Here is a 20901-nt window from a genome sequence, read left to right on the forward strand (position 1 = left end):
TCTGGTTCTGTGTCGTGTTCTGCGTCATGTCCTCAGTCAACTGCCGTGCGCCGCACGGTCCCATCGCTGAACGGCTCGTTCCCATAAGCGCGCGTCTACGCTGGCCGCATGGACGCTCCCCCAGGCTCGGACATGCTCACGCGGGGGGACCCCCTCGCAGGCCTGCTGGAGGGTCCACGCGCGCGTGGCGCCCTCATGATCCGTGCGTGCTTCGACCCCCCGTGGGGCGTGCGGGTCGAGGACCGCGCGCCGCTTACGGTGATGCTCATGGTGCGCGGCGAGGGATGGGTCGTGCCGGACGAGGGGGACGGCGTCCGACTGCGGACCGGCGACCTCGCCATCGCCCGCGGCCCGGCCCCCTACACCTGCGCCGACGCGCCCGGCACGCCTCCGCAGGCGCTGATCCTCCCCGGCGGGCAGTGCGCCTACCCCGACGGACGTCTCCTGAACGGCTCCATGGACCTGGGCGTGCGCACCTGGGGCGACCGCCTCGACGGCTCCACGGTCGTCCTGATCGGCACGTACCTGATGCAGGGCGAGATCAGCGGCCGGCTGCTCGACGCGCTGCCCCCGCTGCTGACCCTCGCCTCCGACGTCTGGCAGTGCCCGCTCACCCCGCTGCTCCTGGAGGAGATCGTCCGCGACGCACCCGGCCAGGAGGTCGTCCTGGACCGCATGCTGGACCTCCTGGTCATCGCCGCGCTGCGGGCCTGGTTCTCCCGCCCGCAGGCGGCGGCGCCGGCCTGGTACCAGGCGCTGGCCGACCCCGTCGTGGGCCGTGTGCTGCGCCTCGTCCAGGACGACCCGGCGCATCCCTGGACGGTCGCCTCCCTGGCCTCCAAGGCGGGCGTCTCCCGGGCGGCCATGGCCCGCCGTTTCACCGACCTCGTGGGCGAGCCCCCGATGACCTACCTCACCGGCCGGCGTCTCGCCCTCGCCGCCGACCGGCTGCGCGACACCGACGAGACGATCGCCGCCATCGCCCGCCAGGTCGGCTACGGCAGCGCGTTCGCCCTGTCCAGCGCCTTCAAACGGGTCTACGGGATCAGCCCGCAGGAACACCGGAGGAGGGCGCCCTAGAAGGCTGGAGGCGGGGCCGACCGGCGAGGCATCGCAGAGACCGTGCCCCGGTGGTCGGCGGCGTAGGCTGGCGCGTGTGTACGAGGAGAGGGCCTCCCGGCTGGCCGGGGCGGTGGTGTGGACGAGCACGCCGTCGACGGAGCCCGCTGCGCACCTCGTGCTGCCCGACGGCTGCATGGACCTGCTGTGGAGCGAGGGAAGGCTCCTGGTCGCCGGACCCGACACCCGGGCGTACGTTCCCGGCGGCCCGCCCGCTCCCTGGGCGGGCGTCCGTTTCTTTCCCGGTTCCGCGCCCGCTCTTCTCGGCGTGCCGGCCCACGAACTGCGCGACCTGCGTGTGGAGTTGGCCGATCTTTGGCCGACGTCGGAGGTTCGGCGGCTGAGCGACCGGATCGCCGCGTCGCCGCACCCCGCGGCGGCCCTGGAGACGCTGGCGCTGGAGCGTGCCGCGCCACCCGAGCCCGCACTGCGCAGACTCGTCACCGCCCTCGCCGCGGGCCGTGCCGTGGCCGCGGCGGCCGACGAACTCGGCCTCGGCGCACGCCAGTTGCACCGGCGGTCCCTGGCCGCCTTCGGCTACGGACCCAAGACGCTGGCCCGGATCCTGCGTCTGCAACGGGCCCTCGGGCTGGCCCGGACGGGCCTGCCGTACGCGGACACCGCGGCGCGATCCGGTTACGCCGACCAGGCCCATCTCTCGCGGGACGTGAGGGAGTTCAGCGGCCTGACGCTCGGTGAACTGCTGTCCCCGGACCGAGGGTCCGACGGATCGTCGCGGTCACGGGACCCGCTGGGGCAAAGGCGCCCGTGAGTCGCGTCGTGGGCGGCCGGTCCCGGGGCTCGGGCCCCTGTCGGGCGGGCCGGCCCCTATCGGGGCAGCGGCGCGAAGAGGTCGACGCCGTTGCCGTCGGGATCGAGCACCACGGCGTACCGCTGGCCCCAGAAGGCGTCCCACGGCTTCAGCTCGCCCCGGTGACCGGCCCCCACGAGCTGCTCGTACACGGTGTCGACCTCGTCCGGTGTGTCGCAGCGCAGCGCCAGTGACATCCGGCTGCCCCCGGACGGCGGCCGCCACCGGGGGTGGAACGAACGGACGGTCTCCTGGGTGTCCAGCAACAGCCGCAGACCCCCGGCAGGTTCGGCCTCGGTGTGCGGCTCGTGCTCGGCGCCCTCCGGGAAGGCGAACCCGAGCCGACGGTAGAAGGTGACGGAGGCGGCCATGTCGGAGACGACCAGGCCGATGGCATCGAGACGTGGACTCATACGGCCACGGTAGGCGGCGCCGGTGGAACCGGTCTTGAAAGAAACGGACACACTACCGGGGTGACCCGATGCCCGCGTCCCACCCGGCGCCACGTCTGCCCTGGGGCTCCCCGGTCGTGCCGTACCAGGTCGGACGAACGTCACCGGCCCGTCGGAGGTCAGACGAACGTCACCGGCCCGTTGGAGGTGTCCAGGGTGAACGAGAAGCCCGCCGGGCCCTCCGTCAGGCGCAGCTCGGTCCCGAGCGCGGTCAGCAGAGGGCGGATCTCATCGGGGTCGGGAGCGGCGGCGGTCAGTTCCAGCAGGGGGGTGGCGGGCAGACCCGACGCGGCAGGGTGGGTCGTGGAGCCCCAGTCGATGAGGAAGGGCACCAGACCGGACGGGTGAGGAGCGCCGCCGTCGGTCAACCGCCACCGGAGCAGGGTGCCGTCGGGACGTCGTCGGCTCATCTCCCGCACGTCGCCGGTGTCGTACCCCCGGGCCCGGGCGGCCGCGACCGCCGCGTCCAGGTCGGGCGGGCTGATCGCCCAGGTGATCGTCCGCGCCGAGGCGAGCCCGTCCACCCCGAAGGGGCGCGCATGCGACGGCGTGGGTTGCTCCGGATCCGGGCCGATGATCTCCAGGTAGGCGCGGTGACCGAGCCCGACCAGGTAGTTGCGGGTCCCGAGTCCCACATGTACCCCGCCCGGTGCGGGGACCACTCCCGTGCGCCGGGTGAACTCGGCAACCGTCGCCGCCAGATCCGGCGTTGCGAGGACGATGTGATCGAGTCGTGCGGGAATGGTGTTCATCCCGCACGAGCCTAGCGCTTGAGCGCGACCTCACGTCCGGTGTGGTGCCCTGAGCAGGGCCGGGGGCGCGTCTTCCACACGGCTCCCGGCCGAACGCAACCGCGCGGGAATCGGCAGACGCAGGAACCGCTCGCGTAGCCCGATGGGAGCGGTCGCCCGTGCGCGACGCATGGCGCACGGTGCCTGGTGGCGGGCGGACGGATGAGGCGCCGACGGACGAGCTCGGGAGGGCGTGGCCGTCAGTCTCGCGGCGGCGCCGTGCTCGCCCGCTGCACGAGCCGGGTGGACAGCTCCGTCCGGGTGCCTTCCGGGCGATCGCCGTCCATCATCCGCACCAGCATCCTCAGCGCCGTCGCCGCCATCTCCGCGAGCGGCTGACGGACGGTGGTCAGGGCCGGGGTGGTCCAGCGGGACTCGGGCAGGTCGTCGAAACCGACCACGCTGATGTCGTGCGGAATCCGCAACCCCCGCTCCGCCAGGGCGCGGTAGACCCCCAGGGCCATGTGGTCGGAGCAGACGAAGACGGCTGTCGGCGGCGCCGGCAGGTCGAGGAGCTCGTGCATGCGCCGGTGCGCGACGGACTCGTCGAAGCCGCCGTCGCGGAGGTACTCGGGGCGGTGCGTGACGCCGGCCGAGGCCAGCGCCGACCGGTAGCCGGCGACCCGTGCGCTGCTGCACATCTTGCGCCTCGGCCCCGCGATCACGGCGATGCGCTCGTGGCCGAGCGCCAGCAGATGTTCGGTCGCCGTCACCCCGCCCTGCCAGTTCGCCGCACCCACCGACACCACCCCGGGCGGAGGCTCGAGAACGGGGTCGATCATCACGAACGGGATGCGGTGCTGCTCCAGCCACGCGTACTGAGAGCCCGTCAACTCGGCCAGGTTGAAGAGGACTCCGGCCGAACCGCGCGAGGTCAGCTTGTCCAGCCAGCCGCGCTGCGGGCGATCGACGCGGGTGCGGGACAGGGCCGCTGAGACGACCACGTCCAGCCCCGCGTCGTGCGCCGCGTCCTCCACCCCGTGCAGCACCGCGCCCGACCAGGAACTGTCCAGCGAGTGCACGACGAGGTCGACCAGCCGGGGTGGCTTGCCCGAGTCGAAGCGGGGTCTGCGCACGTAGCCGAGGCGGTCCAGCGCCTCCGTGACCCGACGCCGGGTCTCGGGAGCGACGTCCTCCCGCCCGTTGACCACCTTCGATGCGGTCGGCACGGACACCCCCGCCTCGCGGGCCACGACCGCCAGGGTCGGCCCCGCCGTCGCGCTCGCACTCGCGGTGCGCACCATCCGGAACCACCTCTCCGGCCCGCCCGAGGGCCAGTGAAAGTTCGACCAGCGCCCTTTCTGAGCCGGTCCAGTGACAGGCGGCCCGCAGAAAGCGCTTGCTATCCTAGGTGCGGTTCGGCGCGGCGGGAAGAGCCGGACCGCCCACGCCTCAGGACGCCTCAGGCCGCCCGCGCATCAGGCCACCCTCGCCAGGTCGGCCTGGCGCACCTCGTGGTCCAGGGGTGCTCCGTCGACCAGTCGCCCGAACTCGTCGACGACGATGCTGCCCAGCCGTTCCAGCTCGTTGCCGAGGGACCCGGCGATGTGAGGGGTCAGGAAGACGTTCGGCAACCGGTACAGGGGCGAGTCGGCAGGCAACGGCTCGGGGTCGGTGACGTCGAGCACCGCGTGCAGCCGACCGGAGACCAGTTCGTCGGTGAGGGCGACATGGTCCACGAGGGCGCCTCGTGACGTGTTGATGAGTACACCGCCGTCCCGGATCAGGGCGAGTCCGGGGCGGTCGAGCATGTGGCGGGTCTCGGGGATGTCCGGCGCGTGCAGGCTGACGATGTCGCTGCGCCGCAGGAGATCCTTCAAGGAGAGCAGCTGCGCGCCGAGTTCGGCGGCTTCGGCCGCGTCCACGTACGGGTCGTGGAGGAGGACGTCGAAGTCGAAGGGGCGCAGCAGTTCCAGGAGGCGCCGTCCCACCCGCGAAGCGCCGATGACGCCGACCCTGCGGCCGAGATTTCCGGTGGCCGCGGTCTCGGCGGGGGCCGGCGGGACGTGGGTGCGACGGAACCGCTCGCGGTGGACCAAGGCGTCCTTGCCGGCGAGCAGAATCATCGCGAGGGTGTATTCGGCCACCGGTACGGCGTTCGCGGTGACCGCGCTGGAGACGGTGACCCCACGTGTCCACAGGGCCTCGCCGACGAGCGGGCGCACCGAGCCCGCGGCGTGCAGCACCGCGCGCAGCCGGGGCGTCGAGGCGAGAGCGCTCGTGTCGAGGCGGGGACAGCCCCAGCCCGTGATCAGGACCTCCGCGTCGGCCAGCGCCGTCGCGGCGGCGGGATCGGAGAAGTCGCGCACGACCAACGCGGGGTCGATCTCGGCCGTCCGGCGCAGTCTGGCCATCACGTGCGGCGGGAACAGCAGGGGGAGGTGCACCGGATCCATGGCGAACACGGCCCTGGGCGGCGGGGCACTGGGCATGACTCTCCCGGGGCGCGTGGGAAACGTTCCTGCAAGCGGTTTCTCACCGTAGGTGTGAGGTGAACGCACGGTCAATCGGTCGGAACGGTCGTCGAAGCCCGAAGCCCGAAGCCCGAAGCCCGAAGCCCGAAGCCCGGGGCCCGAAGCCCGGGGCCCGGGGCCCGGGGCCCGGGGCCCGGGCCCCGGGCCCCGGAGCATGGCGTCCGGAACCTGGAGCCCGGAGCTTGGAGTCCGGAGCCTGGTGCCCGGTCGGCGAATTCGGATGCGTGTCACCCCGGAGGGCGGCGGCGGAGACCGCGGCCGGTCCGCCGGCGGCGGCTGCGACCAGCTTGGTTCCGGCACCCTGACGTACGCCGAACAGCCCCGCGACCGGCTCGTGCGTCGGAATACCGCGCGCTCTTGTGGTGCTCTGGTGTTACCGGCGCGAGAGCGCGGCGAAGGGCTGGTGAGCAGATGGCAGCAGACCGGAATCCAGCGGGCGAGGCCCAGGCGGAGTCGGCCCCCGACCCCGTCGTCAGAACCCCCTACGGGGCGGTACGCGGAAGATACGAGGACCGCGTCGCGGTCTTCCGGGGGATCCCGTACGCGGCGCCCCCTTTCGGACCCCGCCGGTTCCGGCCGCCGGTCCCGCCCGAGCCCTGGGACGGCGTGCGCGACGCGGGCGCCTTCGGCCCTACGTCGCCGAAACCGCCGTACTCCGAGGCCTTCGCCCAGTATCTGTCCGACCCCGCGGTGCCGGGGGACGAGGTCCTCAACCTCAACGTCTGGACGCCCGAGCCCACGTCGGGCGTTCGGCTGCCCGTCCTCGTCTGGCTGCACGGCGGGGCCCTGACCAGGGGATCCTCGGCCGTGCCGGTGTACGACGGAGCCAAGTTCGCCCGGGACGGGATCGTTTTCGTGTCGATCAACTACAGGCTGGGCGTGGAGGGATACGGCCTGTTCCCCGACGCTCCCGCCAACCCCGGCCTGCGCGACCAGCTCGCCGCGCTGGAATGGGTTCACCGGTCGATCCGGGCGTTCGGCGGCGACCCCGACAGGGTCACCCTGGCGGGACAGTCCGCAGGCGCCATCAGCGTCGGCGCACTGATCGCGGCCCCGCAGGCGCAGGGCCTGTTCCGGCGGGCCGTCCTGCAGAGCGGAGCGCCGGAGGCCTCCGCGCGGGACAAGGTGCGGCGCATGGTGCGCCGCATGGCGAGCCGGCTGAAGATCCCCGCCACCGCCGAGGCCTTCGCCGAGGTCGACCGCGACCTGCTGCTGAGCACCCAGGCGGAGGTCGGCAGGCTGAGCAGCCCCGTCCTGGGCGGGCCCGCCTTCGGCATCGTGGTCGACGGCGACCTCGTCCCGCGCGACCCCCTGCGGGCACTCGTCGAGGGGGACGTCGCCTGCGGCATCGACCTGCTCCTGGGCTGGACACGCGACGAGTACCGGCTCTGGCTGGTGCCGGGCGGCCTGCTGGAACGCGTCGACCGTCTGGGCCCCGTCGCTCTCGCCGGCGCCATGGCCCGTTGCCACTGCGGCCACGAGGTGCCGCGGGGCTACCGGGCCCAGCGTCCCGCGGACGGCACCGCCGAGATCGTCGGACAGATGGTCACCGACAAGCTGCTGCGCCTCCCGCTGCAGAAACTGGCCGACGCCCGTCCCGGGGCGTCCTACGTGTACGAGTTCGCCTGGCCCTCGCTCCGGCCCGGTCTCGGCGCCTGCCACGCCCTCGAACTCGGTTTCGTGTTCGACACCGGCGAGACTCCCGAGTCCGCGAAGCTCGCCGGGGACGGGGCGCCGCAGGAACTCGCCGACGCGATGCACGAGGCGTGGACGCGGTTCGCCTCGACAGGCGACCCGGGCTGGGAGGCCTGGGACATGACGCATCCGGTGCGCGTCTTCGGCGAGAGCGACCGGCGGAGGGGTGCGGCCGACGCCACTCCCGAGGAGGTCGACGGCGACCGGGACGCGGCCGACGCCGTTCTCTCCGAGGTCGGCCGCCACCGGGACGCGGCCGACGCCGTTCTCTCCGAGGTCGGCCGCCACTGGGACGCGGCCGACGCCGTTCTCTCCGAGGTCGACGGCGACCGGGATGCGGCCGACGCCAACACCCACGAGACCGACGGCGACCGGGATGCGGTCGACCGTGTCCGTCGGCGCCCGGTCGGCAGCGGCCGGGAGGCCGGCGCTGACGTGCGACGTGAGGTCGGCCGTACCGCGTATACCGCCTACGGCCCGCGCGACCGCGAGCTGGCGCTGTGGACGGCCCCGGCAGCAGGAGCCGTCCTCCCGGGCGAACCCGTCGGCGGGACGGCGGCGACCTCGGACCCGCTGCTCAGCAGGCCTCCACGCGGTGCTGAACTGAGATCAGCGGTGCGGCGGCTGCGTCGCGCCGGGGGAGTCCGGGGGCGCTGACCGTCGTCGGGCCGCCGCCCGGGCCCCGGGGAGACGTGCTCGCCGACCCTTGGACCAGCGGCAGCATCCTCGGATCAGCGGCAGCGGCCGTCGTCCCGAGCGGAGGCCGGCGAGCGGAGAGCGGACGGCGGCCGGTGAAGGGGGCTACGCGGAGGTCAGCGTACGGGCGATCGAGGCGACCGCCTGCGGACCGACCCGGCAGCAGCCGCCGATCAGCCGGGCCCCCGACTCCTGCCAGCCCAGGACCTGTTCGGGAAGGAACGAGGAGCGGCCCTTCCAGGCGCGGGCCTCCGCGTCCCAGGCCTCGCCGCTGTTGGGGTAGACCACCACGGGCTTGCCCGTCACCCGCGCCGCGGTCGCCACGGCGGCGTCCACGTCCTCGGGTGCGCAGCAGTTCACACCGACCGCGATCACCTCGTCAGCCTCGGCGGCCAGGGCGAACGCCTCCTCCAGCGGTTGCCCGGCGCGCGTACGGTCGCCGGCGATCGAGTACGACAGCCACGCCGGCACACCGAGCCCCCGCACCGCACGCAGGAGCGCCTCGGCCTCGTCGGCGTCGGGAACCGTTTCCAGCGCCAGTACGTCGGGCGCGGCCGCGGCCAGCACCTCCAGCCGGGGACGGTGGAAACGCTCCAGCTCCTCGACGCTCAGGCCGTACCGTCCCCGGTACTCGGAACCGTCCGCGAGCATCGCCCCGTACGGCCCCACCGACGCGGCCACCCACAGCGGATGCGCGGCCCCCCTGCGCCGGGCCTGCCGGGCCGCCTCCCGGGCCAGCTCCACACTCAGCGTGAGGAGCCGGGCGGCCTCCTCGTGGTCGATCCCTCGCTTGGCGAAGCCCTCGAACGTGGCCTGGTAGCTGGACGTGATCGCCACGTTCGCGCCCGCCTCGAAGTAGGCGAGATGCGCCTCGGTGATCGCTTCCGGCTGCTCGGCGAGCAGCCGCGCCGACCACAGCTCGTCGCTCAGGTCGTGCCCGGCCGATTCCAGCTGGTTCGACATGCCGCCGTCGAGGACGACGGCTCCGGCGGCGAGGGCTGCGGAGAGGGAGGACTCCGCGAACGGAGCAGGGTGGGCGCTGGTGTCGCTGGTCATGTCACGACGCTAGTCGAAGGGACGGCGGACAGCCCGATCAGTCCATTGTGTGAACAGATTGACCACATCGTGGAATGGCCGCACTGCCGACGTGATCGGGCATACCGTGGGCGGGGCATCGGGCGAGGCTCATCCTCTGCGTGCGGAGTGCCGGCCGCCCCGGTGGCGCGCGCGGCCCAGGGTGCGCCTGTTGGCCGGGACCAGCAGCCCGCCGAGCAGCCCTGCCGCCAGGACGTACGGCCACCAGCCGAACGCGCCCGACTCGGCCGCACCGGCGCGGCGCGTCTCGGCGGTCGCGGCTCCCGGAGCAGCCCGCCCGGGTACGCCTGCCGACAGACCCGTGGCCGTCGCCGACAGGACGACGTCGTTGCCGTCGCCCCCCTTGTAACTGATCCGGTAGACGGTGTCGGAGACTTTCACCTCGGCGCCCTCGCGCAGACCGTCGAAGGTGCCCGTGACGGGTGCGCTCCCGGTGTGGTTCAGGACGGTGATGTCCCCGGGGCGGGTCCCGCCGCCAGGGCCGGAAGTCCGGCCGGACGCCCTGCTGGAAGCCCTACTGGAAGCGGCTCCGGTCGGCTGCGAGGCGGAAGCACTGCCGGAACGGTTCGTCGCGGTGGCCCGACCCGCGGCGGACAGGTCGAGGCCGCCCGCCAGCGTGACCCCGCCGGCCACCTTCAAGGGCCTGTCCGACAGCATCAGTTGCCCCTCCTCGCTCTGCGTGTAGGCGCCGGTGACCGTCAACCCGCCCATGACGACACCCCCGTTCGACACGGCGCCCTTCACGGTTCCCCTGCCGCTGAGGCTGCTCATCACCCGTAGCGCAGGCCCGCCGGTGTCCAGTCGCGCCGCTGCCGACGTCAGCCGGATCGCTCTGCTGTTGGAGAGGGTCGCCCCGTCCTTGAGCGCGAGGGTTCCGCGCGCGACCGTGGTCGTTCCGGTGTAGGTCACCGCGGATCCCGTCAGGGTCGTCGTCGCCGACCCCGACTGGACGAGCGAGCCGCTGCCCCCGAGGCGGGACAGCGAGACCGGTGCCTTCGTGTTGTTCACGACGAGTGTGCCGTCGTTCACGATCCGCCGCCGGTCGCTTCCGGTGAGCAGGGAGCCGTCCCCCTGCGCCGACCCCAGACGCAGAACCGCCCCCTTCTGCACGGTCGTCGATCCGTCGTAGTACTGCGCGGCGGCGAACGTGACGTCGTTTCCCTTCGTCCCGGCGATGACGACGTCGCCCGCGCCCGGCGAGGCCAGCGTGTCGTGGTACTTGCCGCCGCCGATCGCCGCGCCGAGAGTGACCGGCCCGTTGTAGTCGAACGTCAGCAGGGACCGCCGTCCGCCGGCCTCGTGCAGGTTGATGTACACCGTGTCCTTGGTTCCCGGCATGAAGATCCTGTGCGTGGTGCCGTCACCCCACTGCACGTCCGCGCCCTCGATGTTGGTGCCGCGCTTGTTCGACCGGTGCGGCACCGCGCGCCAGTTGAGGTCCGGATCGCTGAGCGAGGGCGCGGTGTCGCCTCCCCGGTCGCTGTAGCTGTACTGGCCGGTGAGGACGACCTTGCTGCCCGGCCGGGTGTGGACGTTGACGTCGCTGCCGTACTGCCGCTGGTAGAAGTCCTGTCGCAGGGTGATCGTCCGGTTCAGCGGGGTGTCGATGATCCAGGAGCCCTGGTTGAGGATGGCCCGGGCGTTGGGCAGCGACACCGGGAACTCGGGGCGGCCGACCGCCATGCCGGTGCCGTTGTCGATGACCCCGGTGAAGGGGTGCGTGCCGGCCAGGTCGAGCGTGCCCCACATGTTGCGAGGCTGGGTGACCAGCCCCGACCCGCTGATGGTGCCGATGTTGAAGGTTCGGGTCAGTGACAGGCGGAGCGTGCCGTCGACGCGGATGTTGAGCTGGTTGAGACGGTAGCCGGGGGTGTCGTACGGGAAGTGCCCGATCAGGCCGGTCCCTCCGCCGGTGCCGTACTGCAGGGTCGTCCCGCGCTCCACCGTGATCGCGGGGGGATCGGGGTTGCTGACCGTCGTGAACGGATGGTTGCCGCCCTGCGTGCGCACCACCTGCCGCCGGCGTGCGGTGGGCAGGGTGAAATCGCTGTCCCTGCTGAGGACGAGAGTCCCCCCGCCGCGGACGGTGAGCGTTCCCTGACCGCGCAGGACACCGTCGTACGTCGTCGTCCCGCCGGGCACGGTCACCGCCGCGTCGCCCGTGAGGGTCACGTCGCGGTCCGCCAGCACGTCGGCGGTGATGTCACGGACCTCGTCGGCCGCGGCCGGGGGAGCGACGGCCAGAAGGGCCGCGACGGCCGCGAGGGCGCCGAAGGCCGCGGCCGAGGTGTGGAAGGGCTTGGTGCGCACACCTCGGAGACGTGTCCCGGCGACCCGGATAACAGAAATCGCTTCACCCGAGTGTCGACGGGGTGTCGGCGCGTCCGGAAAGCCACTGTCCGGCCGGAATCCGCCGGAAAGGGCTTTCCATCAAGTCCCGTCCGACCCGTTGACCTGCCCGTAACCCGCCCTTACCTTTTCGGCGTTCGTCATTCCACATGCCGTTCACAGTCCCGAACATCCCCGAAGGTCCCTCGCTCGCGAGGCGACACCTGCACCCCGACTACCCCTGTGCCCGACCCGTGCGTCCCCCGCCGCGCCGATCCCCGCGACCACCGTCACGGCGACGGCCGGAGGGGCGTACTCGTCGAGCGCCACACCCGGATCCAGACCTCCGGCCGCACGCCGGAGAGCACCCCGACCTCGGCGTCCCCGTCGCCGACACCGTGAAGGAGAGTGCGTCGGATGAGACGTACGTACGCGACCCTGCTCGCCCTCTGTCTGGCGCTGGCCGGCGCGCTCGCCGTCGCGGGCCCTGCCCGGGCGGCAGCCGTGACGGTGGCCAACGGCACCCCGTTCACGGACACTTCGGGCAGCGCGGTGCATGCTCACGGCGGAGGCGTCCTCAAAGTCGGCTCCTACTACTACTGGTTCGGCGAGGACCGCAACGCCGACAACACCTTCCGGTACGTGGACGCCTACCGCTCCACCGACCTGAAGAACTGGGAGTTCCGCAACCACGTCCTGACCCGGTCGAGCGCCCCCGAACTGGCCACCGCCAACATCGAGCGCCCCAAGGTCATGTACAACGCCGCCACCGGCAAGTTCGTGATGTGGATGCACAAGGAGAACGGCGTCGACTACAGCGAGGCCCGGGCCGCCGTCGCGGTGTCGGACACCGTCGACGGGAACTACGCCTGGCAGGGCAGCTTCCGGCCGCTGAACCAGCACATGTCCCGTGACATCACGGTCTTCGTGGACACCGACGGCGCCGGCTACATGGTCTCGGCGGCGCGCGAGAACTACGACCTGCAGATCTACCGGCTCACGGCCGACTACACCGGCATCGCCGGCCTGGTCGCCGATCCCTGGCACGGCGGCCACCGTGAGGCGCCCGCCCTGTTCAAGCGGAACGGCGTCTACTTCATGCTCACCTCGGGAGCGACCGGCTGGAGCCCCAACCAGCAGCAGTACGCGACGGCGACCTCCCTCGCCGGCCCCTGGTCGGCCATGACGAACGTCGGTGACTCGACGGCCTACGGCTCCCAGACCGCCTACGTCCTTCCCGTGCAGGGCAGTTCGGGCACGTCGTACCTCTACCTGGGCGACCGCTGGGGCGACTCCTTCGGCGGCACCGTCAACGACTCCCGCTACGTCTGGCTGCCGCTGACCTTCCCGACCGCCACCACGCTGTCGATGTCCTGGTCCCCCGAAATCACCCTCGACACGGCCGCTGGAACGGTCACCGGCACGAGCGCCACGTACAACACGCTCATCGCCCGGCACAGCGGCAAGTGCGCGGACGTCACCAGCCAGTCCCTCTGGGCGGGAGCGCAGATCAAACAGTACGACTGCAACGGCGGCAACAACCAGAAGTACTGGTTCAAGTCGGTGGGAGGCGGTTACTACCAGTTGGTCGTCAGGAACAGCTCCCTGTGCGTGCAGGAGAACGCGAGCACGGTCAGCCAGGAGGACTGCGTCGCGACGGCCTCCAGTCAGCAGTGGTCGCTGACGACCTCGGGAAGCTACGTCAACGTCAAGTCCCGGGCGAGCGGCGAGTGCCTGGACGTGAACGGCGCGTCCACCGCCAACGGCGCCGTCGTCATCACCTACACGTGCAACGCGGGTGCCAATCAGCAGTGGACGCGCGGTTCGTGAGTGGACGTCAGTTCAGCAGGTCGATCGCGTCGATCGAGGTGCCCGCGCTGAGGTAGGAGGCCGACCCCGAACCGCTCACCACGTTGATCTTCAGTGCGTTGTACCGGCTGGTGTCCGTGAGCCAGGCGCTCGCCGGAACGCTGTAGGTGAACGTGTGGTTGTTGCCCCGGTAGGACCCGTTCGTCAGGGACCGGGTGCTCGGCTGGGTGGGCGGGGAGGGGATGGCCGAGGTCCAGGCGTCGTTCACGACGACCTGCGGCCGCCCGTTGGCGTAGGCCGTCGTCACGCCGATGCGCAGCGTGTGCGCGGCGGCGGCCTGGGCCGCGGTCAGCTTGAAGTGGACGAGCAGACCGCTGTTGACGTCCTTCCAGAGGTAGCACGGAAACGCGGAGGTCTCACTGCCGCTGCCGATCACCACGTTGCCGGTCCAGGCGGCGGCGCGTACGTCCGACGGGTGTGCGTACGTCATGAGGTCGGCGTTCTTGAACCCGCTCGGCGTGCCGGTCCAGTCGTTGATCCGCCAGATCGCACTGGCGTTGCTCGGGTCGTTCGACGACGGGATGGCGATCGAGTTGAGGGTGGTCGTCCCGCCCGCGGACACCGTCACCTGGGTGCTGTGGACCGCCAGCTCGCTCTTGTGGACGGTCAGCGTGTACGTCCCGGGCAGGACCCCCGCGATCGAGAAGTAGCCGTCGGACGATCGTGCCGAACCCCAGTACTGCGCGGACGCGTTGGCGAGCCCGACCGTGTACGGGTAGGCCGTGTCGCGGCCGGTGATGCCGACCCCCGCGACCCGGCCGCGACCGCTCGCGCCGACGTATCCGGAGATGCCGAGCGAGTCGGCCCAGGGCGTGGTCAGGGTCCCCGGGAAGAGCGAGGAGGAGGGCGCGCCGCCGTCCGTGAAGGCGATGACGTAGGGGCCCTGGAGGCCGAAGCGCTGCTCCTCGGTCTGGTTCTGGCCGTAGTACAGGATCTCGTAGAGCCCGCCGCCGTCGGCGCTCTGGTGGCGCAGGAGGGAGCGGTAGAAAGGGCCGCCGGAAGCCTTCTCGTGGTTGCTGCGCACGATCCACAGGCCGACGCCGCCCGACGTCCAGCCGATGTGGTCGTAGTCGATGACGCGCAGCCGGGAGTAGTGCTTGGAACGCGTCTGGCCGTCGGACTTCGCGAAGACGTCGGAGGCCTCGATGGTGCTGCTCGTGTAGGTGTAGGAGTCGGGTTCGTCGTTCAGGAACCGGCCGGCCTTGACGCGCACGATGTAACGGGTCGCGGAGACGGACGCGTCGGCCTTGTTGGTCCACAGGTAGATGTTGTTCTCGCCGCTGCGGGCCGCGTAGTAGTGCTTGAGCGTGCCGTGCGTGACCGAGATCAGGATGGTCGACCCGGACCGCGCGATCGTCACCGTGGAGCTGCCGAGGCCCGACTCGATGTGCGAGTGCATGCCGCCGTAGCCCTGGTATTCGGTGCCCCGGTAGACCAGCGACGTCAGGTCGCCGGTGGTCTTGGCGACCTTGAAGACCAGGGCGGCGCCGGTGTCGACGACGTAGTTCGAGCCGTCGTCGGTGTAGCCGAAGGCGGCCGCGGCGGCCGGCACGGCGAGCGGCCCGGCGAGGGCCGTCGAGCCGGCGGCTGCGGTGCCCAGGACGAAGGTGCGGCGTCGGACCGGCCTGTGGCTCTCGGATCCGGACATGGGGGGTGCCTCCTTCGGGAGGTGTGGGGGTGCGGGTGCCTGAGAGGGTGACAGTTGAATCGATTTCGCGAAAGGGCTTTCACTCGCACGAGGTCGGCAATCCCGGGAAATCGAGCCAAGGGCTAGAAAGCGCTTGCGAGAGGCGGTACCGTCCAGCCGCCAGCCTGTTGCCGTGACGGAGGAGCCGCAAGTGAGACGTTTCAACATCGCCGTACTGGCGGCGCTGACCCTGACCGCCGGTGTGCCGGCCGTACCCGCGGCCGCCCACGGCGGCCGGGCGCCCCTCGGCATCGCCGGCTGCACGGCCGACGCCTGCCACTTCGACGTTCCACCCGGCGTCTACGACGTGAAGGTCGTCCTCGGCGGCGACGGCCCCTCGAGCACCAGCGTCAGCGCGGAGACCCGGCGCGCCGTGCTGCCCGAGACGTCCGCCCCCGCCGGCGCGCGCGTCACCCGCGGCTTCACGGTCGACGTCCGCACCCCCGAGGGCGAGCCGACGGGCGCCGCCGGAACTCCCGGCCTGGATCTGGTGCTCGGCGGTTCGGCGCCGGCGCTCGCCGACATCCGGGTCACCCCCGCCCGGCACGCCCGGCAGATCCTTCTCGTGGGTGACTCCACCGTCTGCGACCAGGCCGCCGACCCGTACACCGGCTGGGGCCAGCAGCTGCCGCAGTACCTGCGCAAGGGCGTCGCCGTCGCCAACTACGCCGATTCCGGCGAGAGTACGGTCACCTATCTGGGGAACCCGCAGCTGTGGGCCACGGTTCAGCCGTTGATCCGTCCCGGCGACCTCGTCCTCGTCCAGCTCGCGCACAACGACAAGACGACCGACGAGGCGACGTACCGGGCGAATCTCGAGACACTGGTGGCGGGTGTGAGGGAGAAGGGCGGGCAGCCGGTCCTGGTGACCCCCATCGTGCGCCGCTGGTTCAACGCCGACGGCACGCTGAACAACGGAATGGCCCTGCTGGTCAACGGACTTGGCGTCGACCATCCGGCGGTGATCCGTTCGGTCGCCGCCGCGCACGGCGTCCCGCTGATCGACCTCACCGCCAGGACCAAGGCGCTGGTGGAGTCCTTGGGCGTCGAGGGCTCCAAGGCGCTCTACCTGTACAACGAGAAGCGCGACAACACGCACACCTCCGTGCACGGCGCGAGGGTCTACGCGGGCCTGGTCCGCGACGAACTCACCGCCCGGCATCTGGTGCCGAAGGGCGCCGTGCGGGTGGGATGAACGCCTGGGGGCGCCTCGACCGGAACCGGGACGCCCCCAGGTCCAGCCGTCCCCAGGCTCCGATCGGGCCGCGAAGGAAAGAAGCGCAGATGCACCTGCCCCCGCCCGATGCCGCACGCAGTCCGCGTACCGGATACACCCGCGCCCACTGGGAAGCGGCCGCCGACACCCTGCTCGCCGCGGTGGAGGCCCATGCCACCGAGGACCGCGCTCTGTACCACTTCCCCGGCGGTCGGGAGAGCTGGTCCGGTCGTCTCTCCGACGGACTGGAGGGATACGCCCGGACGTTTCTGCTGGCAGCCTTCCGCCGCGACGAGACGGCCCTCGAACGGTATGCAGCCGGTCTCGCGGCAGGCGTCTGCGGAGTCTGGCCCCGTATCCAGGACCGGAGCCAGCCCCTCGTCGAGGCCGCATCGATCGCCCTGGCACTGCGCCTGACCCGCCCGCTGCTCTGGGACCGCCTCGACGACCGCGTCAGGCAGCGTACGGCGGCCTGGCTCGGCGAGGCGCTGACCGCCGAGCCCTGGCCCTGCAACTGGGAGCTGTTCCCGGTCACGGTGGGCGGTTTCCTGGAGGCAGTCGGCCACGAGCCGGAGGCCTCCCGCAAGGCGATCGACCGCGGCCTGGAGCGCATCGAGCAGTGGTACGTCGGCGACGGCTGGTACACCGACGGCGCCGGACGGGCCTTCGACTACTACAACGGCTGGGCGATGCACCTCTACCCGGTTCTGCACGCCTGGCTGGCCGACGACCCCGACCTGCTCGGCCTCTACGGCGGCCGTCTCAGGACCCATCTCGGCGACTACGCCCGCCTGTTCGGCGGCGACGGAGCACCCCTGCACCAGGGCCGCTCCCTCACGTACCGCTTCGCGACCACCGCACCCCTCTGGCTGGGCGCGCTGACCGGCCACACCCCGCTGCCCCCCGGCGAGACCCGCCGACTGGCCTCAGGAGCGTTGAAGTACTTCCTGGAGCGGGACGCGGTCGACGAACGCGGCCTGTTGACGCTCGGCTGGCACGGTCCCGACGAGTCCGTTCTGCAGGGCTACTCCGGACCTGCCTCCCCCTACTGGGCGAGCAAGGGCTTCCTCGGCCTGCTGCTCCCGCCGGACCACGAGGTGTGGACGGCACGGGAGGAGGCGGGACCGGCGGAACGGGCCAACGCGGTCACCCCGCTCGCCGGCCCCAACTGGTTGGTCCAGTCGACGAGTTCGGACGGCCTGGTCCGCTTGCACAACCACGGCAGCGAGGACGTCCGCTACGACCCCCACTACACGCGGTTCGCCTATTCGACGGTCACGCGGCCGCGGGCCTCGCCGCCGGACAACTCCGTCACGGTCGGCGGCGATCCGCACCGCGAGGGCATCGCCCCGCTCGGGGTCGGCGAGGGCTGGGCGGCCTCCCGGCATGCGCTGACCTCCGGCGCCGGGGTCACCAGCCTGGTGGTGGCGGACGGCGCGGTGGAGGTGCGAGCCCATCTGGTGACCGACGCGGCGCCGGGGACGGAGGTGCACGTCACCGGTTGGGCGCCGGGCGAGGACGGGGAGGCCCGGGCCGAGGTGCTGCCCGTGTACGGCCTGGCGGGCGCTTCCCGGCTAGTGGGCGCGGTGGGAGAAGGCCCCGCGACGCTCTTCGTCGCGCTGGCCCGCCTCACCGCCGAGCCTGACCCCCTGCCCCTTGCGGACCTGGTGTCCGTGGAGGTGCGAAGGACGGCTGCCGACGACGCGCACGGCGCATACGACCTGAGCGTCCGCTGGCCGACGGGCTCGGAGCAGCACTTCTGTTTCCGCAGCACGGCTTCGGGCGAGGGAACCGGAACGCCCGCCTGGTCGGTGGAGCCGCGGTGAGCCGCGTCGCGTAGGTCCGGACTGCGGCGGAGCCGGTCGGCCGGCCGCGCCTGCTCGGACACCCGTGGTGCGGGTGGCCACAGCGAGGCGATTACCCGGTTGCAGCGCGTAACCGGCGTCCACAACAATCCACGCATGACTTCTGCCATCCGTCATGTGACGATCAACAGTGTGGACGCCTACACCCTCGGCGCCTTCTGGTCCGCGGTGCTCGGCCTGCCTCTCCACGAGGACGACAAGCCGGGGGACGAGGAGGCGCTGATCGAGGGCGCGGGTCTGCTCTTCGTCACGGTCCCGGAGGCCAAGAGGCAGAGGAACCGGATCCACCTCGACCTCCAGCCGCAGGACCGTACCCGCGATGAGGAGGTCGAGCGCCTGCTCGCCCTCGGCGCCACACTCGTCGACGACCGCCGCAGGCCCGACGGCACGGGGTGGGCGGTCCTCGCCGATCCGGAGGGGAACGAGTTCTGCGTCGAGCGCAGTGCGGGGGAGCGGGCCGCTGGATGAGGCGGCGGCAACTCCCGTACGCTCACCGCCCGTCGAGCCGGGTGCCGCTACCGTCACCGTGCCAGGCGAGGACGACTGAAGCTGGGGATTCATGAGCACTTCGATGTGAGCCGCTCCGACCAGTAACCGATCTCGTTGCGCCGCAATGCGCCTGATGCGGCATCAGCTCCCGGGGCGTTCCTCCCGTGGCCAGTGGGTCAGCGCCAGGTGCAGGGCCTCGATCGCCTTGTCCCATGACCGCTGAACATCCCGCGGTGCGCCGAAGCCGCCGCCGGCCTCCAGCAGGCAGTACCCGTGAAAGGTGCTGCGCAGCAGGCGGACGGCGTCGGTGAGGTCGGGTTCGTCCAGGCCGTAGGCGCGGAGCATCCCGTAGGTGATCTCGCCGGTGCGACGCATGGCGGGGGAGTCGGCGGTCAGTTGCCGGTCGAGTTTCTCGTCGATACGGATCTGGGTGGCGGCGTACCGGCCCGGGTGCCGCAGGGCGTATTCCCGGTAGGCCCCGGCGAAGGCGACCAGCGCGTCCTTGCCGGCCAGTCCGACGACGGCTGCGGCGATCCGGTCGATCATCTCTCCCCCGACGAGCAGCGCGAGCCGGGTGCGCAGTTCCCGCAGGTTGCGGACGTGCGAGTACAGACTCGCGTCCTTGACGCCGAAGCGCCGCGCCAGGGCCGAGATGCTGACGTTCTCGAAACCGACCTCGTCGGCCAGCTCGGCGGCGGCTTCGACGAGGCGGTCGGTGGTGAGGCCGACTCGTGGCATGAGGGACCGCCTTGCGCACTGGGAGGCGAGGGTTCAGCCAGGATCCTAAGGCTTCGCAGGTGGCAGAAGCGGACGGTCGGAGGGGCGCCGGAGGTGCGGTGACCCGCGCACCGTCCCACCCGACGCCCCAGGAGGCCTCTCCTCAGCTTCGCCGCCCCGGCAGACCCGTCGCCGGGATCAGCGCCAGGGCCAGTAAGGACGCCGCGGCGAGGTAGGCGATGCGGAATCCCGACGGGCCCGGTCCGGCCGCGCCCAGCACCACGGAGATGAGCGCGGTGCCCGCCGACGCGCACACCTGGGAGTTGATGGCGAGGGCGGTGCTCGCCGCTGCGATGCGCTCCCTCGGCAGGTCACGGGTGGCGGCCGTCATCGTCGGCAACAACACCATCCCGGCGCCGACGCCCATCACCACGGTCGCGCAGGTCAGCCGCCAGGCCGGCACGTCCTCCGTGCCGATCTGCACACCCGTCAGGGCCATGCCGAGGGCGCCCACCGCGATGCCGGTCCGGATCAGCCGTCGCGGCGACGTCCTGTCGACCCTGCGGGCGGCCATCTGCATGGTCGTGCCGACGGCGAGTCCGACCGGGACGCCGAGCAGCCCCGTCGACGTCGCGCTCCAGCCCCTCGCCTGCTGCCAGTACACCGGCCCCAGGAGCATGGATCCGAAGTAGCCGCAGGTGAAGAGAGCCAGTGTGCCGATGGCGACGGCGAAGGTCCGGTTTTCCAGCAGGCGCAGTTCCAACAGTGGTTGAGGCACCCTCAGGGACCGGCGGGCGAAGGTGACCGCCAACAGCGCTCCGGTCAGGGTCGGCGCGAGGACGCCCGGTTCGGCGAAATCGCCTCGCGCGCCGCCGCGCGCCAGACCGAACAGCAGGAGCGCGAGACCCGGGGAGAGCATCAGCAGGCCGGGGACGTCCAGCCTGGGGACCGCTGCCGTTCCCCGCGGCGCGTCGGGGCGCAGCCGCGCGGCGAGTGCCACGGCGAGCACCCCCACCGGCAGGTTGACGAGGAAGACCCACCGCCAGGAAGCGGCGTCCATCAGCCAGCCGCCGAGCACCGGGCCGGCCACCGGGCCGATCAGGACCGGGAGCCCGAGCAACGCCACCGTTCGGCCGAGACGCTCCCGGTCCGCCGCGGTCATCGCCATCGCCATGCCGACGGGCATGAGCAGCCCGCCGCCGAGCCCCTGGATCGCGCGGAAGACGATGAGACTGCCGATGTCCCAGGCGCACGCGGCGAGCAGCGAGCCGAGGGTGAACAGCGTGAGCGCGGTGAGATAGGTCCGCCTGGCGCCGAATCGGGCCATGGCCCAGGCGGTGGTGGGAATGACGGCGGCCAGCGCCAACGTGTAGGCCGTGGCGGTCCACTGGACCGTCTCCAGCGGGGACTCGAACGCTCGGGAGAGGCTGCCGAGGGCGACGTTGACGATCGTGATGTCCAGAACCGACATCACCGAACCGATGATGACGACGACGAGGATGTGCGTGAGCGTGGCCGGTGCGGAGGAGCCGGGCGGGTCCGGCGCCGCTTCGACGTCGCCTGCGTCGTGCGGTCCGCCGGCCCGGGTTGAGGTCAT

The 20901-nt window shown here is 72.0% G+C and carries 15 protein-coding genes and 1 pseudogene; 7 read left to right on the forward strand and 9 right to left on the reverse strand.

What is annotated here, in order from left to right; genetic code table 11:
- The first annotated feature begins 132 nt into the window (after positions 1-132).
- Positions 133-1080: an AraC family transcriptional regulator gene (locus ACZ7DE_RS12610; RefSeq protein WP_470761070.1), complete on the forward strand. Its 948-nt coding sequence runs from the start codon at positions 133-135 to the stop codon at positions 1078-1080.
- A 76-nt stretch (positions 1081-1156) separates the two neighbouring features.
- Positions 1157-1891, forward strand: coding sequence for a helix-turn-helix domain-containing protein (locus ACZ7DE_RS12615; RefSeq protein ID WP_470760291.1), 735 nt, complete (start codon positions 1157-1159; stop codon positions 1889-1891).
- Positions 1892-1947: 56 nt separating this feature from the next.
- Here the strand turns inward: ACZ7DE_RS12615 and ACZ7DE_RS12620 are convergent, their stop codons facing one another.
- From ACZ7DE_RS12620 to ACZ7DE_RS12635, 4 genes are all read right to left on the reverse strand, one after another.
- Positions 1948-2343 carry a VOC family protein gene (locus tag ACZ7DE_RS12620; protein ID WP_470760293.1) on the reverse strand — a complete coding sequence of 132 codons (396 nt, stop codon included), beginning with the start codon at positions 2341-2343 and terminating at the stop codon, positions 1948-1950.
- 158 nt (positions 2344-2501) lie between these two features.
- A complete protein-coding gene (locus tag ACZ7DE_RS12625) occupies positions 2502-3134 on the reverse strand; it encodes a VOC family protein (protein ID WP_470760295.1) in 633 nt (210 codons plus the stop codon).
- Between the two features lie 239 nt (positions 3135-3373).
- A complete protein-coding gene (locus tag ACZ7DE_RS12630) occupies positions 3374-4417 on the reverse strand; it encodes a LacI family DNA-binding transcriptional regulator (protein WP_470760297.1) in 1044 nt (347 codons plus the stop codon).
- A 174-nt stretch (positions 4418-4591) separates the two neighbouring features.
- Entirely contained in the window at positions 4592-5605 is a 1014-nt protein-coding gene (locus ACZ7DE_RS12635) for a hydroxyacid dehydrogenase (RefSeq protein ID WP_470760299.1), read from the reverse strand.
- A gap of 453 nt (positions 5606-6058) precedes the next feature.
- Between ACZ7DE_RS12635 and ACZ7DE_RS12640 the strand changes: the two are divergent.
- A pseudogene (locus ACZ7DE_RS12640) lies at positions 6059-7552 on the forward strand (carboxylesterase/lipase family protein); the annotation flags it as partial.
- 591 nt (positions 7553-8143) lie between these two features.
- On the opposite strand, the gene mmuM reads toward ACZ7DE_RS12640, so the two are convergent.
- Positions 8144-9094 carry a homocysteine S-methyltransferase gene (gene mmuM / locus ACZ7DE_RS12645; RefSeq protein ID WP_470760300.1) on the reverse strand — a complete coding sequence of 317 codons (951 nt, stop codon included), beginning with the start codon at positions 9092-9094 and terminating at the stop codon, positions 8144-8146.
- A gap of 129 nt (positions 9095-9223) precedes the next feature.
- Positions 9224-11443 carry an autotransporter gene (locus ACZ7DE_RS12650; RefSeq protein ID WP_470760301.1) on the reverse strand — a complete coding sequence of 740 codons (2220 nt, stop codon included), beginning with the start codon at positions 11441-11443 and terminating at the stop codon, positions 9224-9226.
- A gap of 435 nt (positions 11444-11878) precedes the next feature.
- Between ACZ7DE_RS12650 and ACZ7DE_RS12655 the strand changes: the two genes are divergently transcribed.
- Positions 11879-13291 carry an RICIN domain-containing protein gene (locus ACZ7DE_RS12655; RefSeq protein ID WP_470760302.1) on the forward strand — a complete coding sequence of 471 codons (1413 nt, stop codon included), beginning with the start codon at positions 11879-11881 and terminating at the stop codon, positions 13289-13291.
- Between the two features lie 7 nt (positions 13292-13298).
- Here ACZ7DE_RS12655 and ACZ7DE_RS12660 read toward each other — a convergent pair whose 3' ends face one another.
- Positions 13299-14978 carry a rhamnogalacturonan lyase B N-terminal domain-containing protein gene (locus ACZ7DE_RS12660; RefSeq protein WP_470760303.1) on the reverse strand — a complete coding sequence of 560 codons (1680 nt, stop codon included), beginning with the start codon at positions 14976-14978 and terminating at the stop codon, positions 13299-13301.
- Between the two features lie 190 nt (positions 14979-15168).
- Here ACZ7DE_RS12660 and ACZ7DE_RS12665 point away from each other — a divergent pair, with 190 nt between their 5' ends.
- The 3 genes from ACZ7DE_RS12665 (at position 15169) to ACZ7DE_RS12675 (ending at position 18566) form a co-directional block, all read left to right on the forward strand.
- On the forward strand, positions 15169-16212 hold the full coding sequence (locus ACZ7DE_RS12665; protein WP_470760304.1) for a rhamnogalacturonan acetylesterase: 1044 nt from the start codon (positions 15169-15171) through the stop codon (positions 16210-16212).
- Positions 16213-16301: 89 nt separating this feature from the next.
- Positions 16302-18059 (forward strand): DUF2264 domain-containing protein, encoded by a 1758-nt coding sequence (locus tag ACZ7DE_RS12670; protein WP_470760306.1) that lies wholly within the window; start codon positions 16302-16304, stop codon positions 18057-18059.
- A 135-nt stretch (positions 18060-18194) separates the two neighbouring features.
- On the forward strand, positions 18195-18566 hold the full coding sequence (locus ACZ7DE_RS12675; RefSeq protein WP_470760308.1) for a VOC family protein: 372 nt from the start codon (positions 18195-18197) through the stop codon (positions 18564-18566).
- A gap of 162 nt (positions 18567-18728) precedes the next feature.
- Here the strand turns inward: ACZ7DE_RS12675 and ACZ7DE_RS12680 are convergent, their stop codons facing one another.
- Positions 18729-19325 carry a TetR/AcrR family transcriptional regulator gene (locus ACZ7DE_RS12680; protein WP_470760310.1) on the reverse strand — a complete coding sequence of 199 codons (597 nt, stop codon included), beginning with the start codon at positions 19323-19325 and terminating at the stop codon, positions 18729-18731.
- A 142-nt stretch (positions 19326-19467) separates the two neighbouring features.
- Positions 19468-20901, reverse strand: coding sequence for a DHA2 family efflux MFS transporter permease subunit (locus tag ACZ7DE_RS12685; RefSeq protein WP_470760311.1), 1434 nt, complete (start codon positions 20899-20901; stop codon positions 19468-19470).

The sequence above is a fragment of the Streptomyces sp. NPDC037083 genome (genome assembly GCF_055606485.1).